Annotated in this window: 17 protein-coding genes and 1 pseudogene; 8 read left to right on the top strand and 10 right to left on the bottom strand. The window is 45.4% G+C overall.

Annotation, left to right across the window (positions count from 1 at the left end; genetic code table 11):
* Positions 1-176: 176 nt before the first annotated feature.
* Positions 177-2378: a YccS family putative transporter gene (gene yccS, locus BQ5809_RS01065; RefSeq protein ID WP_032827594.1), complete on the bottom strand. Its 2202-nt coding sequence runs from the start codon at positions 2376-2378 to the stop codon at positions 177-179.
* A 155-nt stretch (positions 2379-2533) separates the two neighbouring features.
* Between yccS and mscL the strand changes: the two genes are divergently transcribed.
* The 5 genes from mscL to secF all read left to right on the top strand — a co-directional run bounded on the left by mscL (position 2534) and on the right by secF (position 7258).
* Positions 2534-2974 carry a large conductance mechanosensitive channel protein MscL gene (mscL, locus tag BQ5809_RS01060; protein WP_003785489.1) on the top strand — a complete coding sequence of 147 codons (441 nt, stop codon included), beginning with the start codon at positions 2534-2536 and terminating at the stop codon, positions 2972-2974.
* 70 nt (positions 2975-3044) lie between these two features.
* Positions 3045-3965, top strand: coding sequence for an aldose 1-epimerase (locus BQ5809_RS01055; protein WP_003785488.1), 921 nt, complete (start codon positions 3045-3047; stop codon positions 3963-3965).
* A gap of 64 nt (positions 3966-4029) precedes the next feature.
* Positions 4030-4371 carry a preprotein translocase subunit YajC gene (yajC, locus tag BQ5809_RS01050; RefSeq protein ID WP_003785487.1) on the top strand — a complete coding sequence of 114 codons (342 nt, stop codon included), beginning with the start codon at positions 4030-4032 and terminating at the stop codon, positions 4369-4371.
* 85 nt (positions 4372-4456) lie between these two features.
* Positions 4457-6313, top strand: a complete 1857-nt coding sequence (gene secD / locus BQ5809_RS01045; protein ID WP_003785486.1) for a protein translocase subunit SecD — start codon at positions 4457-4459, stop codon at positions 6311-6313.
* A gap of 3 nt (positions 6314-6316) precedes the next feature.
* A complete protein-coding gene (secF, locus tag BQ5809_RS01040) occupies positions 6317-7258 on the top strand; it encodes a protein translocase subunit SecF (protein ID WP_003785484.1) in 942 nt (313 codons plus the stop codon).
* Positions 7259-7312: 54 nt separating this feature from the next.
* On the opposite strand, the gene ettA is transcribed toward secF, so the two are convergent.
* The 4 genes from ettA to BQ5809_RS11210 form a co-directional block, all read right to left on the bottom strand.
* Entirely contained in the window at positions 7313-8989 is a 1677-nt protein-coding gene (gene ettA, locus BQ5809_RS01035) for an energy-dependent translational throttle protein EttA (protein ID WP_111694422.1), read from the bottom strand.
* A gap of 40 nt (positions 8990-9029) precedes the next feature.
* The gene (locus tag BQ5809_RS01030) at positions 9030-9491 is read right to left on the bottom strand and encodes a hypothetical protein (protein WP_003785480.1); all 462 of its coding nucleotides are present in this window, start codon (positions 9489-9491) and stop codon (positions 9030-9032) included.
* Positions 9492-9535: 44 nt separating this feature from the next.
* Complete coding sequence (locus BQ5809_RS01025; RefSeq protein ID WP_003785478.1) at positions 9536-10171, bottom strand: alpha/beta hydrolase; 636 nt, start codon at positions 10169-10171, stop codon at positions 9536-9538.
* A gap of 113 nt (positions 10172-10284) precedes the next feature.
* Entirely contained in the window at positions 10285-10464 is a 180-nt protein-coding gene (locus BQ5809_RS11210; protein WP_003785476.1) for a hypothetical protein, read from the bottom strand.
* 118 nt (positions 10465-10582) lie between these two features.
* On the opposite strand from BQ5809_RS11210, the gene BQ5809_RS01015 reads away from it, so the two are divergent.
* The gene (locus BQ5809_RS01015; RefSeq protein ID WP_003785473.1) at positions 10583-10819 is read left to right on the top strand and encodes a hypothetical protein; all 237 of its coding nucleotides are present in this window, start codon (positions 10583-10585) and stop codon (positions 10817-10819) included.
* Here BQ5809_RS01015 and galE read toward each other — a convergent pair.
* A complete protein-coding gene (galE, locus tag BQ5809_RS01010) occupies positions 10816-11832 on the bottom strand; it encodes a UDP-glucose 4-epimerase GalE (protein WP_003785471.1) in 1017 nt (338 codons plus the stop codon). The two genes, BQ5809_RS01015 and galE, sit on opposite strands and share 4 nt — an antisense overlap.
* A 376-nt stretch (positions 11833-12208) precedes the next feature.
* Here galE and BQ5809_RS11620 point away from each other — a divergent pair, with 376 nt between their 5' ends.
* Both BQ5809_RS11620 and BQ5809_RS01000 read left to right on the top strand, forming a co-directional pair.
* The gene (locus tag BQ5809_RS11620; protein WP_003785470.1) at positions 12209-12409 is read left to right on the top strand and encodes a transposase; all 201 of its coding nucleotides are present in this window, start codon (positions 12209-12211) and stop codon (positions 12407-12409) included.
* A gap of 6 nt (positions 12410-12415) precedes the next feature.
* Entirely contained in the window at positions 12416-14461 is a 2046-nt protein-coding gene (locus tag BQ5809_RS01000; protein ID WP_003785469.1) for an autotransporter outer membrane beta-barrel domain-containing protein, read from the top strand.
* 95 nt (positions 14462-14556) lie between these two features.
* On the opposite strand, the gene BQ5809_RS00995 is transcribed toward BQ5809_RS01000, so the two are convergent.
* From BQ5809_RS00995 to BQ5809_RS00980, 4 genes and pseudogenes are all read right to left on the bottom strand, one after another.
* On the bottom strand, positions 14557-15876 hold the full coding sequence (locus BQ5809_RS00995) for a metabolite/H+ symporter (RefSeq protein WP_003785468.1): 1320 nt from the start codon (positions 15874-15876) through the stop codon (positions 14557-14559).
* A 165-nt stretch (positions 15877-16041) separates the two neighbouring features.
* Positions 16042-16395 (bottom strand): RidA family protein, encoded by a 354-nt coding sequence (locus BQ5809_RS00990; RefSeq protein WP_003785467.1) that lies wholly within the window; start codon positions 16393-16395, stop codon positions 16042-16044.
* Positions 16396-16811: 416 nt separating this feature from the next.
* Entirely contained in the window at positions 16812-20882 is a 4071-nt protein-coding gene (locus tag BQ5809_RS00985) for a PilC/PilY family type IV pilus protein (protein ID WP_032827588.1), read from the bottom strand.
* A 305-nt stretch (positions 20883-21187) separates the two neighbouring features.
* Positions 21188-21292 (bottom strand): annotated as a pseudogene (locus BQ5809_RS00980) (IS5/IS1182 family transposase); the annotation flags it as partial.

The following is a 21292-nucleotide window of genomic DNA, read 5'->3' as shown; positions in this document are numbered from 1 at the left end:
ATTGGCATTTATTTTCTGTTATAGTGAATTAAATTTAGATTAGTACAGCGTTGCCAACTCCTTTATATACTAGATGTACACGGCGGTCGTTGTCGCCTTGTCCTAATCTAAATTTAATTCACTATACCTAAATACTACGTTGGATTCCTGCCTACGCAGGAATGACGGCAAAACCATTAAACAAAAGCAGCCTGCACTTTTTCGGCTTCGTTGATGTGGTGCAAGGCGTGCAGGCTGCTATAACACGGCTGCAATAATTCGCTAATCATCATAAGCTGTTGCCACAATACTTGGCTTTGCGAACTGTGGTCGGTGTGTTGGCGCAAGTCTTCCATGTGTTGCTGCAAGGTTTTGAATGCGTTTTGGAATTCGCTTTCTTGCCATGTGTTGATGTGTTGCAGCATGTGGGCGATTTGTTCGGCAGCTGGGTAGAAATACGCGAAAAAAATCTGTTCGGCTTCGCTGTTTTGCTGAATTTTGTCGCGATACGCACCCAAGGCAGAAATGTAGCTAATGAGCGAATAATTCATTTTGAGCAACTGAAATCCGCTGGGCAACTGATTGGCGTGTTTATCGGGTTCGCTCGACATATCCGACAAGGTGCTGGATAAGGCAGCGGCTTTGTCGTGGCTTTGGCGACGTGCTGCGCGATACAACACATTGTCGCTGATGCCGTGCTGCAATTCTTGTAACACGGCGGTTAAATAGCCTGCTTGGCTGCTAATGGCGGCAGAGGCGGTTTTTTCGAGCGATAGGTATTTCCAGTCTGGCCATAAAAAATACACAGCTGCACCTGCAATGCTCGCGCCGACAATGGTGTCGATGGCGCGTGGAATAAAAAAGGTGGTGGTGTCCATGCCCATAATGGAAAACGCCATGAGTGCTTGAATGGTAATAAAAAAAGTGGCGTAGCTGTGCTTATTGGTGCGGAAAAAGAAAAACAGCGTAATGGTTAGGGCAACAATAAGCAATTTGGCTTCAATGGTTAGGCTTAAAATCGGCAAGGCAGAGCCAACTAATACGCCGCCAACTGTGCCGATAATACGCTGTATCAAACGCTTTTTGGTGGCGGAATAGTTGGGCTGGCACACAAAAACGGCTGTCAGCAAAATCCAATAGCCCAAACTTAAATCTGCATATTCAACATGATAGCCATGCATGAGCTGAACAATGGTGCAACACGCCAGCACGATAATCGCCATACGCACGGCATGACGAAACGTGGGCGAGTGCAGGCTGCTTTGTTGGCGCAAACTGCGAAACGCGCCTTTAAAACCGCTGCTTTCTGCAGATTGAATGCGGCTTTGTTCGCTATCGGTTTCCAAATCGGCGGTGGCTGGGTTGCCCAAATGCGCCAACTGCATGCTGACGTGGGCAATGTTGTCGAGCAGACGTTGCACGCGATAGGGCGCGATTTCGCTTGATGTGGCGTGCTGGGCATAATATTCCAGCGATGCGATTGCGCCTTGCGTGGCACGTTCTAGCTTGGGATTTTGCGAAAAATCGGTGTTTTGACGCAAGCAGCCTGCAAATTCGCGGCACGATTTAGCTTGCAAGCGCAGCAAACGGCGTAAACGAAAAATCAAATCGCTGTGCTTCATTTGTTCGGCAAACGCTTGATAATGAACGTGGCTGGAACTGATGCGCTCGTGAATGTCTTGGGCGATGAAGTAATAACGCAGCATTCGTGCCGTGCGTGGGTGGCGATGTTGTCCGCGCATACGATAAAACAAAGCACTGCGGGTGTGATTGAACGCATCAATCACGCGCATGTTGTTCATTGCCAAAGTGATTTGTTGCTGCTCCAAATGCTCGGCTTCGTCTGGGTCAAAAAATTCCGCTTTGGCTTCCAAATAGGTTGCCAACGCCAAATAAGTGTTTGCCATGCTCTCTTGCACGGGGCGATGCGGAAACACAATGTGCGTCAATAAAGTCGCGCCGCTATACAACAACGTGCCACACAAAATCAACATGCTGTTTAAATAGAGCGGTGCGTGGACATCGTGCGTCAAACTGGTGTAAACCGCCACTGCTAACGTGCCAAACGCAATGGTGCGATAGCGATTGCCTGCCGCGCCCAACATCGTAAACACAAACGCCAACGCGGTAAAAGTGATTGTAAAAATAATGGGATAGTTAAACGTGATTTGCACCGACAAAGACGAAATGGTAAACGCAATCAACGTGAACCACAGGTTTTTGAGTTTGCCTGTTAAACCGTTGTCCAAGTCCACCAAGCCGCCTGCAATAATGCCCAGCATCAACGGCGAAAAATACTGCTCCCAGTGGTAAAAATAGGCAATAAGACACGCAACCGTGCTGCTCAATAGCACAGGAATGGTGTTGATGTATTTGGTGTTTATGGGTGGCGTTTTCATGGGAATGGAATGTGCAGGCTGCTTTGAATGAAAGGCGATATTGTATAGCGAATTAAAATAAAAACTACCCATTTTGATAGGCAAATAATAAAAATATACGTATGATACGCAACTCTTTTTTTATTTAACACACACAAATTTTAAGGATAAAGCAAATGTCTATTAAACAAGAATTTAAAGATTTCATCATGCGCGGCAACGTGATTGACTTGGCAGTCGGCATGGTGGTTGGCACAGCGTTTTCGGGGATTGTGAAATCGCTGGTGGACGATGTGATTATGCCGCCGATTGGTTTGCTGCTGGGCGGCGTGGATTTTTCCAACTTGTTCATCACGCTAAAAGACGGCGCAAATGCCACCGAAGCAGGCTATGCAACTTTGGCTGCGGCAAAAGAAGCAGGCGCGGTAACCTTGAATTTGGGCGTGTTCATCAACACCGTGATTAGCTTTTTGATTGTGGCGAGCGCGATTTTTGTGGTGGTGAAATTAATTAACCAGCTTAAAAAAGCCCCTGCGCCTGTGGAAGAAGCTCCTGCTGAACCCAGCGAAGAAGTTTTGTTGTTGCGTGAAATTCGTGATTCGTTGAAAAATAAATAATCCAATATAAAAGCAGCCTGCACTTTTTGTGATAAATTGCAGGCTGCTTTTTTGTTTACAGGAAAACATCATGTACACCATTCAAACTCAATCCCAAAGCCTAGTTTTGCAAAACCCAACGCATCGCGCAGAAATTTATTTGCACGGCGGTTTGCTCAACCAATTTGCAATCCAACAAAGCAACGGCACTTGGCACAACGCGATTGATGCCTTTGCCAGCCCAGACGATGCCCGCGCCAATTTAATCAACGGATTTCATGGCGCGAAATTAAGCCCGTATGCTTGCCGTTTGCGCCATGGCGAATACTCGTTTGCAGGCAAACACTATCGCTGCGACAAACATAGGCTCGGCAACCACGCCATACACGGCTTAATGTACGATGCCGATTTTGTGCTGGAACAATCTCATGCCGATGCCGACAGCGCGTGGGCGTTGTTGCGTTCCGATTTTGCGCCAGACGAAAACGGCTTTCCGTTTGCCTATCAAATTCAAATTCAATACAAACTCAATCAACACGGTTTAAGCATCGCTACCCAAATCATCAACACAGGCACACAAGCCATGCCTTTGGTAGATGGCTGGCATCCGTATTTCACGCTTGGCGGCAAAGTAAACGATTGGACGCTGCACATCAACACCACGCAAATGCTGGAATTTGATGCCGATTTACTGCCCACAGGCAAATTGCTCGCCGACACCCGTTTTACCAATGGCGCAACATTAAACGACACCACGCTGGATAATTGTTTTGTGCTGGATTCGGTGCAAAAAGCAGCCTGCACTTTATCCAACAATGCGTTCAAATTAAGCATTTTTGCCGATGCCAATTACCCCTATTTGCAAGCCTATACTCCGCCCGAGCGCACTTCTATCGCACTAGAAAATTTAAGCGGCGCGCCCGATGCGTTCAACAATGGCATGGGTTTAATCACGCTCCATGCAGGCAAATCGCGCACCTTTGTCACACGCTATGTTTTGGAACAGGCGTAAACGTGCAGGCTGCTTTTTGTGTTAGAATTGCACCTTTAATTTTTTGGAATAACAAGGAAAATCTATGATTGAATTTGCACACGCTGCCGATGCAGCCGCACAACAACCTTCGGCATTGGTTAGCATTTTGCCGTGGATTGCGATTTTTGGTGTGATGTATTTTGTGATGATTCGCCCGCAACAAAAGCGCGAAAAAGAACGTCAAGCCATGATTAGCCAGCTCAAAAAAGGCGATCGCGTATTGTTGATGTCGGGCTTTTATGGTCGCGTAGTCAAAGCAGGCGAAAATATTTTCACGATTGAATTGAGCAAAGGCTTGAATGTGGAAGTAGAACGCAATGCGATTGCTGCCAAAGCCAACGAACCCAATGCACCCGAAGCGGCAGCATCATCATCTGCGGAGTAATCCTTTTGATAAAAGTGCAGGCTGCTTTTTGACTATTTAAAAAGCAGCCTGCACATTAAATTGCAACCCAACAAAGGTTTGATTTATGAACCGTTATCCACTCTGGAAATACATGCTGATTGTGTTCACGATTGCCTTGGCGATTGTGTACACCTTGCCCAATTTATACGGCGTCACCCCAGCGATTCAAATTTCCACCAACCGTCAATCCATTGTGATTAACGAAGAAACCGAAAAACGCGTAAGCGAAGCCTTGCAAAAAGCCAATATCCAACACGATGGTATGTTTATTGCAGGCGGCAGCTTAAAAGTGCGCGTGTCCGATGCCAACAAAATTTCCGCCCGCGATGCGATTGATGCCGCATTGGGCGAAGGCTACATTGTCGCGCAAAACCAAATCGCCAACAGCCCAGAATGGCTAGAAAAAATTGGCGCACGTCCGATGTTCTTGGGCTTGGATTTGCGTGGTGGCGTGCATTTCACGATGCAAGTCGATATGAAAGCCGCGCTGGATAAAACGCTAGACCGCTACGCTGGCGACATTCGCCGCACCTTGCGTCAGCAAAAAATCCGCACAGGCACGGTTCGCAAAACAGGCAATAGCTTGGTTGTGCCATTCCAAGATGCAGCCGATGTGCAAAAAGCCTATCCCGAATTGCAAAAATTGATGGAAGGCGCACAAGTGGCGGTGGATGGCAACAACGTAACCGTAACCCTGCCCGAAGCCTTACTCACCCAAATCCGCAACGACGCGGTTAAACAAAACATCAACACCTTGCACAATCGCGTCAACGAATTGGGTACAGCCGAACCTGTTATCCAACAAGCAGGCGCAGACCGCATTGTGGTGCAACTGCCAGGTATGACCGACACCGCCAAAGCCAAAGACATTATTGGTCGCACGGCAACGCTGGAAGTTCGCATGGTCAGCACCGATGCCAGCTTGTTTGGTCAAGCGCAATCGGGCAATGTGCCAGACGGCTACGAATTGCTCAGCAACAACGAACAAAATCGCTTTTTGGTTAGCAAACAAGTGGAGCTGACAGGCGACAACATCAATTCGGCGCAGGCTGGTTTTGAAGACAAAACGGGTCGCCCAACCGTAAACTTGTCACTAGACGGTGCAGGCACGAGCATTTTTGCCGATTTAACCACCGCTAACAAAGGCAAAATCATGGCAATGGTGTTGATTGACCAAGGCAAATCCGAAGTCGTTACCGCGCCACGCATCAACGATGCGATTACAGGCGGACGAGTGCAAATCACGGGCATGGCATCGCCAGCCGAAGCCAATGACGTTGCTTTGCTGCTTCGTGCAGGTTCGCTTGCCGCGCCCATGGAAATTGTAGAAGAACGCACCATTGGCCCATCTTTGGGTGCAGAAAACATCACCAAAGGCATCAATTCAACCGTATGGGGTTTTGCTGCCGTTGCCGTGTTTATGATGTTTTACTACCGCTTGTTTGGCGTGTTTTCAACAGTGGCATTGTCGGCAAACTTGCTGTTTTTGTTTGCGATTTTGTCTGCGCTACAAGCCACGCTCACGCTGCCAGGTATCGCCGCAATGGCATTGACTTTGGGTATGGCGATTGACTCGAACGTGTTGATTAACGAACGTATCCGTGAAGAATTGCGCGACGGCAAAAAACCGCAAGCCGCGATTAAAGAAGGTTATGACCACGCTTGGGATACGATTGTGGATTCCAACTTAACTTCGTTGATTGCAGGTATTGCCTTGTTGATTTTTGGTTCAGGGCCGGTGCGCGGTTTCGCGATTGTGCATTGCTTGGGCATTATCACGTCGATTTATTCATCGGTAGTTGTGTCTCGCGCCTTGGTGAACTTATGGTATGGCAGCCGCCGCAAACTCAAACATTTGTCTATTGGTGTGCGCTACGCTGCGGTAGTGGACGCAGACGATGTGCAGGCTGCCAAGGAGTAAAACATGGAACTATTTCATTTTAAACGCGATATTCCGTTTATGAGCTATGGCAAGCTCACCACGTTTATTTCGCTGGCAACCTTTATTTTGGCGGTGGTGTTTTTGTTTACACGTGGCTTAAATCTGTCGGTTGAGTTCACAGGCGGCACACTTATGGAAGTGGAATACGCATCGCAACAAGGTGCGGACTTGAACAAAGTGCGCCACAGCCTAGAAACGCTGCAACTGGGCGAAGTACAAGTGCAAGCCTTGGGAACAAATAAACACATCATGATTCGTTTGCCGAACAAAGCCGATGTGTCGTCTGCCCAATTGTCCAATCAAGTGATGGAGCAGCTCAAAAAAGAAAGCAGCGATGTCAGCCTGCGCCAAGTGGAATTTATTGGTCCTGCGGTGGGCGATGAATTGGTCAGCAACGGTTTAATCGCGCTGGGCATGGTGATTATCGGCATTATTGCTTACTTAGCGATGCGCTTTGAATGGCGATTTGCCGTGTCGGCGATTATTGCCAACTTACACGATATTGTGATTATTTTGGGCTGTTTTGCCTTTTTCCGCTGGGAATTTTCGCTGACCGTGTTGGCTGGCGTGTTGGCAGTGTTGGGCTACTCGGTAAACGAATCGGTAGTGGTGTTTGACCGTATTCGCGAAAACTTCCTAAAAGGCAGCATGCGTAACAAAACCGTACCAGAACTCATCGACAACGCGATTACCGCGACAATGGGGCGTACCGTTATCACGCACGGCTCAACCGAAGCGATGGTGGTGTCTATGCTGGTGTTTGGCGGTGCAGCATTGCACGGCTTTGCCACCGCTTTGACGATTGGCATTGTGTTTGGTATTTATTCTTCGGTGCTAGTGGCAAGTCCGCTGTTGTTGATGTTTGGCTTAAATCGCAACAACGTGATGAAATCGCAAGAAGAAAAAGAAGAAGTGGTTGTGTAACCCCAAAAGCAGCCTGCACTTTTGTTTAACCAAGTGCAGGCTGCTTTTCTATGTTTATCGCGTTACAGGTTTATATTTAATGCGTTTCGGTTTCGCCGCTTCTTCACCCAAACGGCGTTTTTTATCCGCTTCGTATTCCTGATAGTTGCCGTCAAAAAACACCCATTTAGAATCGCCCTCGCAAGCCAAAATATGTGTCGCAATTCTGTCCAAGAACCAACGGTCATGCGAAATCACCATCACGCTGCCTGCAAATTCCAACAACGCATCTTCCAACGCACGCAAAGTTTCCACGTCCAAATCATTAGACGGCTCGTCAAGCAACAACACATTGCCGCCAGCCAACAGCGTTTTCGCCAAATGCAAACGTCCACGTTCGCCGCCCGACAACTGCCCAGCAATTTTACTTTGGTCGCTACCCTTGAAATTGAAACGCCCCAAATATGCACGCGCAGGGATTTCAAATTGCCCCACTTGCAAAATATCACGACCTTCCGCGATGTTATCAAACACCGTTTTATCGTTTTGCAGACCTTCACGGCTTTGGTCAATCAACGACATTTTTACGGTTTGACCAATTTTCACGCTGCCTGAATCGGGTTGTTCTTTGCCCGAAATCAATTTGAACAGCGTAGATTTACCTGCACCATTCGCACCAATCACGCCCACAATTGCGCCTGCTGGAATTTTGAAACTTAAATCATCAATCAACACACGGTCGCCAAACGATTTAGAAACATTTTCAAATTCAATCACTTCATTACCCAAACGCTCGGCAACAGGGATAAAAATTTCCTGCGTTTCATTGCGTTTTTGATATTCGTAATTAGACATTTCTTCAAAACGTGCCAAACGCGCTTTGGATTTCGCCTGACGACCTTTCGCGTTTTGGCGTACCCATTCTAATTCCTGTTTCATTGCCTTGATACGCGCCGCTTCCGATTTCGCTTCGTTGGCTAAACGCTGCTCTTTTTGCTCCAACCAAGACGAATAATTGCCTTTCCAAGGGATACCGTGTCCGCGGTCAAGCTCCAAAATCCACTCCGCCGCGTTGTCCAAGAAATAGCGGTCGTGCGTAACCGCCACCACCGTACCGGGGAAACGTACCAAAAATTGTTCCAACCAATCAACGGATTCCGCGTCCAAGTGGTTCGTCGGTTCGTCCAGTAGCAACATATCAGGTTTGCTCAACAGCAATTTGCACAAAGCCACGCGGCGTTTTTCGCCACCCGACAGATTGCCGATTTTCGCGTCCCATTCAGGCAAACGCAACGCATCTGCCGCAATTTCCAATTCGTGTTCCGCACCACCGCCTGTGCTAGAACCTGCCGCGATAATCGCTTCCAAACGTCCTTGCTCTTCCGCCAAAGCATCAAAATCCGCGTCAGGGTCGGCATACGCTGCATAGACTTCTTCCAAGCGTTTTTGTGCGGCTGCCACTTCGCCCAAACCGCTTTCCACTTCTTCGCGGACGGTTTTTTCAGGGTCTAATTCAGGTTCTTGCGGCAGATAACCGATTTTCAAACCGCTCATTGGCACGGCTTCGCCTTCAAATTCCTTGTCCACGCCTGCCATAATGCGTAAAACGGTGGATTTACCTGCGCCATTCAAACCCAGCAAACCGATTTTCGCACCAGGGAAAAATGACAATGAAATGTCTTTAATAATGGTTTTTTGCGGCGGAACGACTTTGCTCACGCGCAACATGGAATAAACGTATTGAGACATAATAGGTTCTTTCTGTTAATGAAATTTGAGTTAAAAAAGTATTTCAGGCAGCCTGAAAATGATTTTTGCGTTTTTGGCGCATTTTTAAATGCCGGTAATCCGCCAATATTCGTGCTGAAATACCTGCAATCATCATGATAACGCCTTGCATATCCAATGGCTGCGCTGCCAATTTATCCAATACCAAAATTTTTAATGCTAGCAAAATAATCAAAACAATCATAAAATAAATCAATTGCTTTGAACCCATTTCCATTTGTAATTTATCAAAATATTGGTCAATGCGCTGGATTTGATGATTGGAATAGCCTTTGTATTTTAAAACTTTTTTGGGTAAACGAAAAAACAACCACAAAATCGCAATCGAGGACAAAATCAATAAAGATATAAAAATGGTGGTGTCCATATCGTCTGCTTTTGCCCAAAATGGCGTAACAATCAAGCACATCAACGCGGCAGGAAAACGTGCTAAAAAGAACGTGTTAATCGCTGATTGATACGTCATTTTTTATTTCCTTTCATACAAAAAGTGCAGGCTGCTTTGTTTGTTTAATCAATAATGGCAGGCACAAAGCGGTTAATCGCATCGCGCAGGGCAATCAGTTTGCCGTGGAAAAAATGCGAGCTATTGGGCAACACAATCACAGGCAAATCTTGTTCGCCACACCATTGCAAGGGCTTGGATAGCGCAACCACTTCATCGTCCGCGCCATGAATAAACAAGGTTTTTTGCACATCGGGGACGTGCGGCGCAGGCGTGGGATAATGCGCGACCGCTGCACCAATCAGCAACAACAAATCGGGCGTGCGCTGCTGCGCGGCAAAGGTGGACACATAGCCGCCAAACGAAAAACCCGCAATCGCCAGTTGCGTGGCGTGTGGATGTTGGGCTTGGGCGTAGTCAATCACGGCGACCACGTCATCGGTTTCGCCACGACCATAATCGTGCGTGCCATCGCTGTTGCCTGTGCCGCGCAAATTGGGCAAATAGCAATGAAACCCCATTTGTGTCAGGGCTTTGGCTGCGGTTTGAATCACTTTGTTGGTAAACGTGCCACCTTGCGTGGGATTGGGGTGATTGACCACCGCCACGCCGCGTTCTGTGCCTTGCGCTGGCAAATACATCGTTTCCAATTTGCCTGCCGTGCCTTGAATAAAAAAGATGTTTTGATTTTGGTTTAACATGGTTTTTTGGTTGATTTAAAGTGCAGGCTGCTTTGTTTTATCACGTCAGAGCAGCCTGCATTTTGTTTACTAATTTAGTCTTCGCCCCACACTTCGGCAGCGATTTCTTCTACTCAGCGAACTTCCGCACCTTTGAATGCGTAGGCTTGTTCGGGGACAAAGCCTTCAATGCCGTTTAAGTTTTCCAAAAAATCAATGTGCCACCAAGAGCGGCAGAATTCGCCATCGGTAATCACTTGAATGCCAGCGTCCAGTTGGTCTTGTACCAATTTGGCGATTTCTTGGTCTTCCACTTAGGTTAATTGTTCGCGTTTGATTTTGTTTGCAGCGAAGTCGGCGCGTGCTTGTTTTAAAGTGGCGGTGCGTAAATAGCTGCCAACGGTGTCGGCGCGTAAAGGTAAAGTTTTGCTCATGTTTATGTCTTTGTGTGGCTTATCAAAGAAAGAGAGAATTGTACGCGGTTTTTTGGGGTGTGTGGATAACTCATTTTTGAGTGGATTTTTTAGCCAAAATGTGCGAATACAAGGCAAAAATGCAAGCAAGGTTGAATACCTTGCGCGTATTTTTAACGCCGTAGTCGCGGATTTGGGCAAAAAAGACACCAAAAATGAGCTATCCACACGCCCCTATGTGCAGGCTGCTTTTTAATCATCATAGCCTTTTGGATTTTGCGATTGCCAACGCCATGCGTCTGTCATCATCGTGTTTAAATCGCGCTCAGCTGTCCAACCGATTTCCTGCGCGGCTTTGGCTGGGTCGGCATAGCAAACGGCAATATCGCCAGCGCGGCGCGGTTTAATCGCGTATGGCACGGTTTGTCCAGACACTTGTTCAAACGCTTTGACAATATCCAACACCGAATAACCCATTCCCGTACCCAAATTGTAGATGTGTACGCCTGCTGTTTTGGCTTTGGCATCAAGGGCTTTCAAATGCCCAATCGCCAAATCCACCACATGAATGTAATCGCGAACGCCTGTGCCGTCGTGCGTGTTGTAGTCGCTGCCGAACACCGACAATTCTTTCAATTTTCCAGCCGCCACTTGGCACACATACGGCAATAAATTGTTGGGAATGCCATTGGGCTGTTCGCCGATTTTGCCGCTTTCGTGTGCGCCAATTGGGTTGAAATAACGCAAAATAATCACGCTCCAACTGGGGTTGGCGTGTTGTAAATCCATCATCATGCGTTCCATCATGTATTTTGATGTGCCGTATGGGTTGGTTGTACCGCCTGTTGGGCTGGATTCGGTAATGGGGACGGTTTCGGGGTCGCCATATACGGTCGCGGACGAGCTAAACACAATGCTGCGAACGCCTGCTTTTTCCATTTCTTCCAACAAAATCAGGCTGCCTGAAACATTGTTGTCATAATAACGAAGCGGTTGCGCCACGCTTTCGCCTACTGCTTTGAGCGCGGCAAAGTGAATCACACTGTCAATGCTGTGTTGCGCGAAAATCTGTTGCAACAAGGCGCGGTCACGAATATCGCCTTCGTAGAATGTGGGCGTTTTGCCTGTAATATCCGCCACGCGCTGAATGACTTTGGACGATGCGTTGGACAGATTGTCTAAAATAATTGGGTGATGCCCAACGTTCAGCAATTCCACCACTATGTGCGAGCCGATAAAACCTGCGCCACCTGTAATCAAGATATTCATGTTGATGTCCTTTTTGTGTGAAAAATGAATGGGGGCAATTATCCCATTATTTATAAGATTTTTGAAATATAGTGAATTAAATTTAGATTAGTACCGCGTTGCCAACTCCCTTATGTACTAGGTGTACACGGCGGTCGTTGTCACCTTGTCCTAATCTAAATTTAATCCACTATAACAGAAAAAGCAGCCTGCGCCTTTTGTCCAAATCTTTGATTTGGGTATAAAAGGGGTATGCCGTAGGCAGGCACAGCCTTTAAACAAAAAGTGCAGGCTGCTTTTTGATAAACAAACAGGATTAACACTCTAAAATATAAGAACCTGTATTCACAAAGACACAGGTTATCGGAATACATTTGAGCGTGAAGTATCAGAGAAATTGGGTTTAACTGTTGAGATTTCAAAGAAAATTCAAGATATTTCTTGGCATATTCTGCCCAAACGTTGGATTGTAGAACGAACATTTGCATGGTTAGGTTGGTCTCGACGTTTAGCAAAAGATTTTGAGCAGACGAATTTATCTGCTGAAAATTTTGTTAAACTAGGGTATATTTCACAAATATTAAAATTTATCAAATAGTTGTTTGTGAATACAGGTTCTTATTACGGTTGGTTGGGAGAGAGCGACAGCAATCAAAAAAATGGCGCGTTGGATTTTGTGTACACAGGCAACAGTGATGCCGACACGTTGGTTTTATCGGGTGGCAGCCAATTAAACGGCAACATCATGGTAAACAAAGGCAATGTGGTGTTGTCGGGTCGCCCCACGCCCCATGCGTATGACTACATCAAAAACAAAGACGTGGCGTATGAAGACGATTGGCAAACGCGCACCTTTGCCGCCAACCGCTTTGTGGCGCAAAACAATGGTCATCTGTATGTGGGACGCAATGTGAGTCGCATTCAAGGCGATATCGTTGCACAAAATACGGCGCAAGCAACAGTGGGTTATGTCGCTGGTGAAACGCCTGTTTGCTCCCGTTCTGACCATACAGGCGCAACCACTTGTGATTTGAATAATCCCAATGCGATTAGCGAAACAACGTATCAAAACTTGCCGCGTACCGAATGGGTGGGCAACGCCACATTAAGCGACACGGCAAAACTAACTTTGGGCAAGACCCATTTTGCAGGCAGCCTGCACGCTGCGCCCGAAACCACGCTTGTGATGCAGCGCGATTCACAATGGCATATGCCTAGCGACCAAACGATTGGACATTTGCATGGCGAAGGTGGCGAAATTGTGTTGCACCCTGTTAATGCCGAGCCAAATACGTTTAATACTTTAACGGTGGCTGGCAATTTGTCGGGAGATTTGATGTGGGATTTCAACATCGACATCGCACAAAACAAAGGCGACCAAGTGGTTGTGAACGGTTTGGCATCGGGTAATCATGCTTTAACTGTACGCAATACCACGACCGAGCCGACACAACCGCAACGCCTTGTGTTGATGAATTTGCAAAACAAGGGCGATATAACGGTTAAAGTCAATGCTGATAATACGGTTGATGCAGGCACATGGCGTTACACCAAAACCGATGATGCTCAAACGGTTTATTTGTATAACCCAGTAAAAGAAAAAGAATTTGCTGATGCGGAAGCTGCGCGTTTAGCCGAAGAAAAACGTAAAGCCGAAGAAGCTGCGCGTTTAGCAAAAGAAGAAGTCGAACGCAAGCAAGCAGAACTGGAAAAAGCACAAGCCGAAGCCAAAGCGGCTGCCAAAGCCTTGCGCCGACAACAGCAAGCCAATATTGTGAGTGTGTACAGCAACACCGCCCTGTCCGAACTGTCATCGCAAGCCTACACTTTGGAACATATTGGTAACCGAATTGAACAGCGCGTCCACCATACGCCACACAATCAAACAGGTGTGTGGCTGGAAAGCGATTGGCAAAACATGCACCATCAGTCCAGCCAATATCGCGGTTACGAACAACGCGAAATGCTGACCCAACTGGGCGCGGACACCAGCATTAGCACATCTACTGCCGATGTGTTAATAGGCGGCACAATCAGCCACGCCAACAGCCACGTGGACTTTGACGGACAAGCCACAGGCAACACGCAAACCACCATGTCAAGCGTGTATGGTAAAGCGCAGTTGCACAACGGCGTGTTTGCGGCTGCCGATGCAGGCTACGGTCGCGCCCAAAGCGAAGTCAATGCCGATAATTTGAATGCGGATTTCAGTCTCTCGATTGCCGAAGTGGGCGCAAGTTTGGGCTACACTTTACACGCGCAAAATTGGCAAATTCAGCCACATATTGGTGTGCGCTATCATCGCATCGGACAAGCGCAATACGATTTGGGTAACACGCACGTTGATGTGCCGACTGCACACATTATTGCGCCACACGCAGGCGTTAGCGTGGCATATCGCTGGCAACTGGCAAACGGCGCGGTGTTGCAACCTGCATGGCGCAGTGTGTACCGCGATGCCAACCGCGATGCCGATGTAAACGTAAACGGCTATGGCTTAACCCAACGCTTTCGGCGACAATGGGAAAACGAGTTGAGCATGAGCGTGGCATTGGCAAATTGGCAAGCTGGTGTGCATATTGGTTATGCCAAAGGCAACGAAACAGGTTCGCGCAAATCGGCTGGCGCAACGGTTAAGATAATTTGGTAAACAAAAAAGCAGCCTGCACTTTGGGTAAACAAAAAGTGCAGGCTGCTTTTTATCCATTTAAAAGCAGCCTGCACTTTCTATTCAAACCAACATCATTACGCTTGGGTCAAATCCACGTCTTTGGTTTCGCGTGTGCTATACAATGCCAGCAACGACAACGCGCAGTTCATCGCCAAATACACGCCCACGCCCAAAATACCGTAACGGTTGTTTAACTCAATCGCCACCAAAGTTGCCACCGATGCGCCCACAATCGCCGAAAAGTTATACGCCAACGATGCACCCGAATAGCGCACTTCGGTTGGGAACAGTTCGGGCAACAAAGCTGCCATCGGGCCAAAAGTCATGCCCATCAACGCCATACCGACTGCTAAAAATGCCAATACGGAAGACGGTGTGCCGTTGGTCAAGAACAATGGCATCGTCAGGCCAAACACCAAAATGCCCCACGTTACCCAAATCAAAAAGCGACGGCGACCCAATTTGTCAGCATACACGCCTGACAAGCTAACAAAAATACCAAACACAATCGCGCCCAACAACAAAAAGCCTGTGAATGTGTTGGCTGGAATGCCCAAACCTGTTGGCTGACCAAATTCAGACAAACCGACTGGTTTTTTGGAATACACTTGCACAAACGCGGTCATGATGTAGAACAACACATACGTTGCCGCCATAATAAACGTGCCTTGCAAAATCGGCTTGATGTGTTTGGTCATCACTTCTTTAACTGGCGCGCCTTTGGTTTTGCCTTTGGCTTCGGCTTCGCGATAAACATGGCTTTCGTGCAAAGTCATACGCATCCACAAACCGACAATCACGAGCAACAACGATGCGATAAACGGAATGCGCCAGCCCCATTTAACCAATTCTTCATGTCCAACCGCAGTGCTAATCAAGAAAAATACGCCGTTTGCCATAAACAAACCGATGGGTGCGCCCAGTTGTGGGAATGTGCCAAACCATGCACGTTTGCCTTCGGGTGCGTTTTCGGTTGCCACCAATGCCGCACCACCCCATTCGCCGCCCAAGCCCAAGCCTTGTCCAAAACGGAAAATACAGAGCAGCAGCGGAGCCAAAATGCCAATTTGTTCGTAATTAGGCAACAAGCCAATCGCGACAGTAGATAAACCCATCGTCAAAAGTGATGCCACCAGCGTTTTTTTGCGACCGATTTTGTCGCCAAAGTGTCCAAACAATGCCGAACCAATCGGACGGGCAAAAAACGCCAAAGCCAGCGTGGACAACGACAACAACGTGGCGGCGTGGTCATCGGTTTTTGGGAAAAACTGGGTGCTGAATACCAAAACGGCAGCCGCAGCGTAAATGTAGTAATCATAAAATTCGATTGCCGTGCCAATCATGGAGGCAATGGCAACTTTGTACGGATTGTTGCGAAGTTCTGTGTGCGACATAATTATCCTTAAGTGTTTGTCGGTCTTAAAAAAAAGATAACGGAATATACGCAATCTTACATTTCTCGTCTAGTGTTAAATTTTGTTGGCAACGATAAATATTTTTAATAAAAAAGCAGCCTGCATTTTTGATGACTCAAAGTGCAGGCTGCTTTGTGATGGTGCTTACTTTTGTACCGCAGAAATCTTGATTTCCACTTTCCATTCGGGTTTTGCCAGTTTGGCTTCAACACAAGCGCGGGCGGGCATGTTTTGCGTATCCACCCATGCGTCCCACACTACGTTCATGCCGTCGTAGTCTGCCAAGTTGGGCAAATAAATCGTGGCTTCTAAAATGCGCGATTTGTCTGAACCAGCCTGCGCGAGCCAATGGTCAATTTGGCGCAACACATCGGCGGTTTGTGCGGTGATGTCACCCGATGTGTCTTCGGGAACCATGCCTGCCAAAAACACAAAACCGTTGGCAGAAACGGCTTCCGATAAACGATAATTGCTGCCAAAGCGTTGGATATTGCTCATGATGTTTTCCTTGTTACATAAGAACCTGCATTCACAAAAACTATTTGATAAATTTTAGAATCTGTATTCACAAACAACTATTTGATAAATTTTAATATTTGTGAAATATACCCTAGTTTAACAAAATTTTCAGCAGATAAATTCGTCTGCTCAAAATCTTTTGCTAAACGTCCAGACCAACCTAACCATGCAAACGTTCGTTCTACAATCCAACGTTTGGGCAGAATATGCCAAGAAATATCTTGAATTTTCTTTGAAATCTCAACAGTTAAACCCAATTACTCTGACACTTCACGCTCAAATGTATTCCGATAACCTGCGTCTTTGTGAATACAGGTTCTGAATAATAAATCATAAAAAAAGCCCAAAAACAGATTTTACTCTATTTTGGGCTTTTTATCTAATGCATGAATTGATTAGAAAATCTCACGCCAAGATAAACGACGGATTTGTATTTTTTTACCACAACGACGACCAACAACGCTAAATGTTGCGCCAATTCCTGTTGCCGTATTACCTGTCAATACATAGTTACCGTCAGTATTATTAAAGCAATCATCCTTTGCCTTTTCACCACCAGGAGTTAAATCACCATCTTCACCATTGGTTCTCGCTTCCCCATCACGAGTCATCGCAGAACCTAAACTATGAACATTAGAATCATTGGTTAATAATGTATGATTTGGTAAACCGCTGGAAGAGTACAAACCTACGGTAAAATAGGTATTACTATATGCAGTATCATTAGGATTAAAGTTGCTGGCATATTTACCTAAAAAGTCAACACCCGTACCTGATGATACTTTTACCGCACCACCATTGGTCGCATTCAATACCAAAATCCATCCAGATGATTGATTCTCACTTGGCTGTACTTTCTCATAAGTGGTAATGGTTTCATAAGTAACCCTTTTTTCGCGCTCTTGCATTTTAGTGCTGGTATTTACAGTACCCGTACAAACATCACCTGAACTAGTGGTTGATGTTGAGTTCGTGCTGATTTCTTTCCAAACAGACCATGGAAGTTCTTGGTGATTTTGGTCTAACTTTTCGCTTACTTTAACCCAACCATCAGCTTGCCAATTATCTTTTGACCAATCATTATTATTGGCCGTAGCAACTGGTTTTTCTTTATAGATACGAGTTGAAAGAATCAAAGTACCAAAAATCACAGTTGGGGTAACCACAACACGTTCACCATCTTGTACAGATGTCGTGTTACCTAATCGCACTTTCCAACCACCATAGGCTAATTTTGATTTATCACTAGAACTTTCAATTGCATTGGTTGAGCCTTTACGAACAATTACTTCTTTTGCGTCAGGAGTACCCTCTGCCATTGTTGCAGTCGTTGTGGTTAATGTTTGCTCCAACAAATCACTAGCTGTTAAAGGTTTTTCAGCTTCAGCAGCAGAATCATTAATAACATTAACAGGATCCAAATTACTTGTATTGAATCGTTGATAAATACCATATACAGCCTGCTCAACGGTCGAATTATAATCGCTAGCATACATATCACTACCCGTACCAAATGCCACAACATATCGTCCATTTTTTTGCATGGAAATAGCAGGAGCACTTGTAATTGGTTGGTTTGCAGAACCTGAATAAATTTTCTTCACAGCACCAGCACCATAGGCAACATTACCATTAGACAAATCAATTTTGCGCAAATCAAAGCGATACATATTACCACCATAATCTCCTGCAAAGGCAAAGTCATACACACCATCTCGATTCACATCAAGTAAGGTTGGCGATGCCAAACCACCCACGCCGTCTGGAACCACCACTTTTGCCAATAATTTACCTTTTGGATTACGGTTTGCTGTAGCAGCAGTAGCAGCACCACCACCAACATCTACACCCAACGCATCTTGAATATACAGAGCGGTTTCCTGACTACCATTAGTAGGATAAGAGAAGCCACTTGATAAGAAAGAAGCATAATAAATACCTGTGGTTAAGTTTTTGTCTGATAAAGAGCCATCGGCGTTATGTCTAATAGCAACGCGACCAATTTGTGGATAACCAACGGTATAGCCTAATGAAGAAAAATCTGCACTATTATCCTTTGGATTAGATTCATATAAAGGCACGGACGTATTCCATGTATTACTTTCGGCATTTAAGCCGATAGGTTTACCAGTATCTAAAGCCTTACCGCCAATATTGAGTGCGTACATACCACGTCCGCCTTGTCCCAAAGCCCCCACCATAAACGTGTTTTGACTATTAGATTTAGCTGAAGTCGTACGAACCGTAATACCACCATTAATCATAAATAAATGTGGACGCGCAGAATCTTTTGCATAATCCTCGTCTGCTAAATCTTTGTAACGAGTAGCATGAGTATCAAACAATGTTTGGCGCGGCATTGTCGCAGGTAAGTAATTCAATTTTAATGAATACGGATTTTTTGCATTGGCATCAGGATTACTTTGGAACAAGTACACCATGCCATCATTGGCTGCCGTAATCAAAAACTCTTGTCGATTACCTTGCGCAGTGCCATTTTTACCAGTCGCAACAATCGGCGTATCCAACACATCGCCCATATTATATTCATCAACACCAGTACTGCGTGGACTATCAGTAGGTGGATTTGGACGAATACGATAAGGCGTTGGATACTTCATATCTTTAATTTTGCTGTCATCGCTGCCTGTAACAGCACGAGTTGTCCAAGGCAATAATGCCTTATTCCACTCATCAGTACGTGGAGGCGTTTGCGTATCAGCAGGCAAATTAAAGAATGTATTATTCAAGCTATTGCCTACATTATCTGCCCATCGTACACCCGAACTTGTCATAATCAACGCTTTACGTTGCGAAAAGTCAGCCACATGCCAAGACGAAGTATCTGCTTGTGCTTTGCTATTTAAAGCATAAAAACGCAATTCGCTACTTTTTAGCCCTGCGGGGACAAACACTGATGCCGCCATATTAGGAATACTATTGCTAGCACCTGTCGCACTAGGAGGAGAGGTGGCATAAGATGTCTCTGCCATTACACTTTGCTGGCGATTAGGCGTACCTGCAATAGGTGCAAGAATCGGCAAGGTATTGGTAGTGGGAGGCAAATCAATAGGATTACTATTGCTAGGTGGTGGATTTTCACGTTCAATTTGGTCAAAAATCGAATCAAATGCCTTTTGTAATCCTGCTTGGTCATTGGCTGGATAGTACGCTTTTTGTACTGTTCCATCTTTTAATTTAATGTCGCTAGCACCACCTTTTAATAAGGCCAAACCACTACTAGTCAAACCACTACCAAACCCAATGGTAAACGTTGTAATGTTTTGTGTTGGAAAAGCTGGGTCATTCCATGATTTACCTGTATCATCATTGCCAACTGTGCGCAAATCAATTTTGTTGATTGGCTCGCTAAAAAATGACAACATCTCGCCTGCATATTGGGTTTGAGGAGCTAAAATTGGTTGATAATTAAAGATAGGATACATTCCGTATAAACCATATGCAGTGCGTTTGCTAGGTGTATAGAATGCGGAATCACTATCCAAGAAATCCAAATCGCTAGTTAAATTCCGTAATGGAGATTCAGTATACCAGTACCCCAGCTCTCTCTTCCTTACTGAGGGACCAAAATTCACACTAGGGTCAGAAACACCACTATATGGATAATAAATAAAATTTTGTGGTAATTCACTACACCAGTTTTTGGCATTAGAATTGGATTGTCGATAAGCTGCATTGCACATGCTACGATATTTGGGTGAACTTTTATTAATCAATTTACCATCTTTCGTTAAGAGATTACGCCAAAATTCATATTTATTAAGTTCTCTGTTAATATAAACCCAATGTGGATAATATAAAAAGTCACCTACCGTATTCCTTCTAACACCAGCATCTACCCAAAAACCCATAGGCCAGTTCGAATCACCATCAGATAATAGAACTACATAACTTTTTTGGCAACGGTATTTGATACCTTCATTTAGCATATTAACAGCCTTGAGATAGCTAGTAATGGTTGGCGTAGTACCAGAAGCAGGGAAATTTCTAATTGCATTAGCAACAGTTAAATAACTGGTTCCTAACGAAAGGTTGTATCTAGAACTTGAGTCATTAAATGAAACAAGACCCCAGTTAATTCGGCTACCATATTTATCAACTATTTTTGACAAGGAATTTCGCAATATTCCTTGCCGAGTTTGACCATACGAACCAGGAACCTCTGCCCTCATACTCCCAGAATCATCCAACAACAACATAATATTAGGTTTAGCACCCTGCATACCACGTACTGTTGTATTGGTAACCGATTGTTGCTGTTTTAAAATATTGGCATACGGTGTCGTTACTGTGGTTTTTTTTACAGTTGCCGTACTGGATAAATGCTGTGGCGCAATGGCAAATGGCGAATCAGCTGCCATTGTCGCAAAGCTGGACAAAGCAAGTGATACCCCCAAGCTTAATGGTTTAAGATTGCAATTATATTTTTTACATTTGAGACTCATACAACCCTCGTTTCTTGATAAATAGGTTAATATAAAAAAACCTGATTAAATTTTCTGAACAATTGGAATGATAACTTAATTTTGCGGACAAGATTTTTATTTCCCAACTTTCATTGCCATAATGTTATATTTTTGTCAAACTATACCACAACTTCCAAATAAGAAGCATAAAATAGGCAATGACCGCTGGTACGAAATTTACATTCCCATTGCTGAACGCCTATTTGAGAACCTGTATTCACAAAAAACTATTTGATAAATTTTAATATTTGTGAAATATACCCTAGGGGCTAATGACATTTTAGCTATAATTTCAACCAAATCAAAGCACAAGCTAATGACACGGTACTTTCATAATTACGTTTTAATTTATCGTACCGTGTTGCCAGCGCACGAAAATGCTTTAATCG

This window comes from Kingella kingae ATCC 23330 (genome assembly GCF_900111845.1).
Taxonomy (GTDB): domain Bacteria; phylum Pseudomonadota; class Gammaproteobacteria; order Burkholderiales; family Neisseriaceae; genus Kingella; species Kingella kingae.
This window is presented reverse-complemented; position numbering and strand designations above follow the sequence as displayed.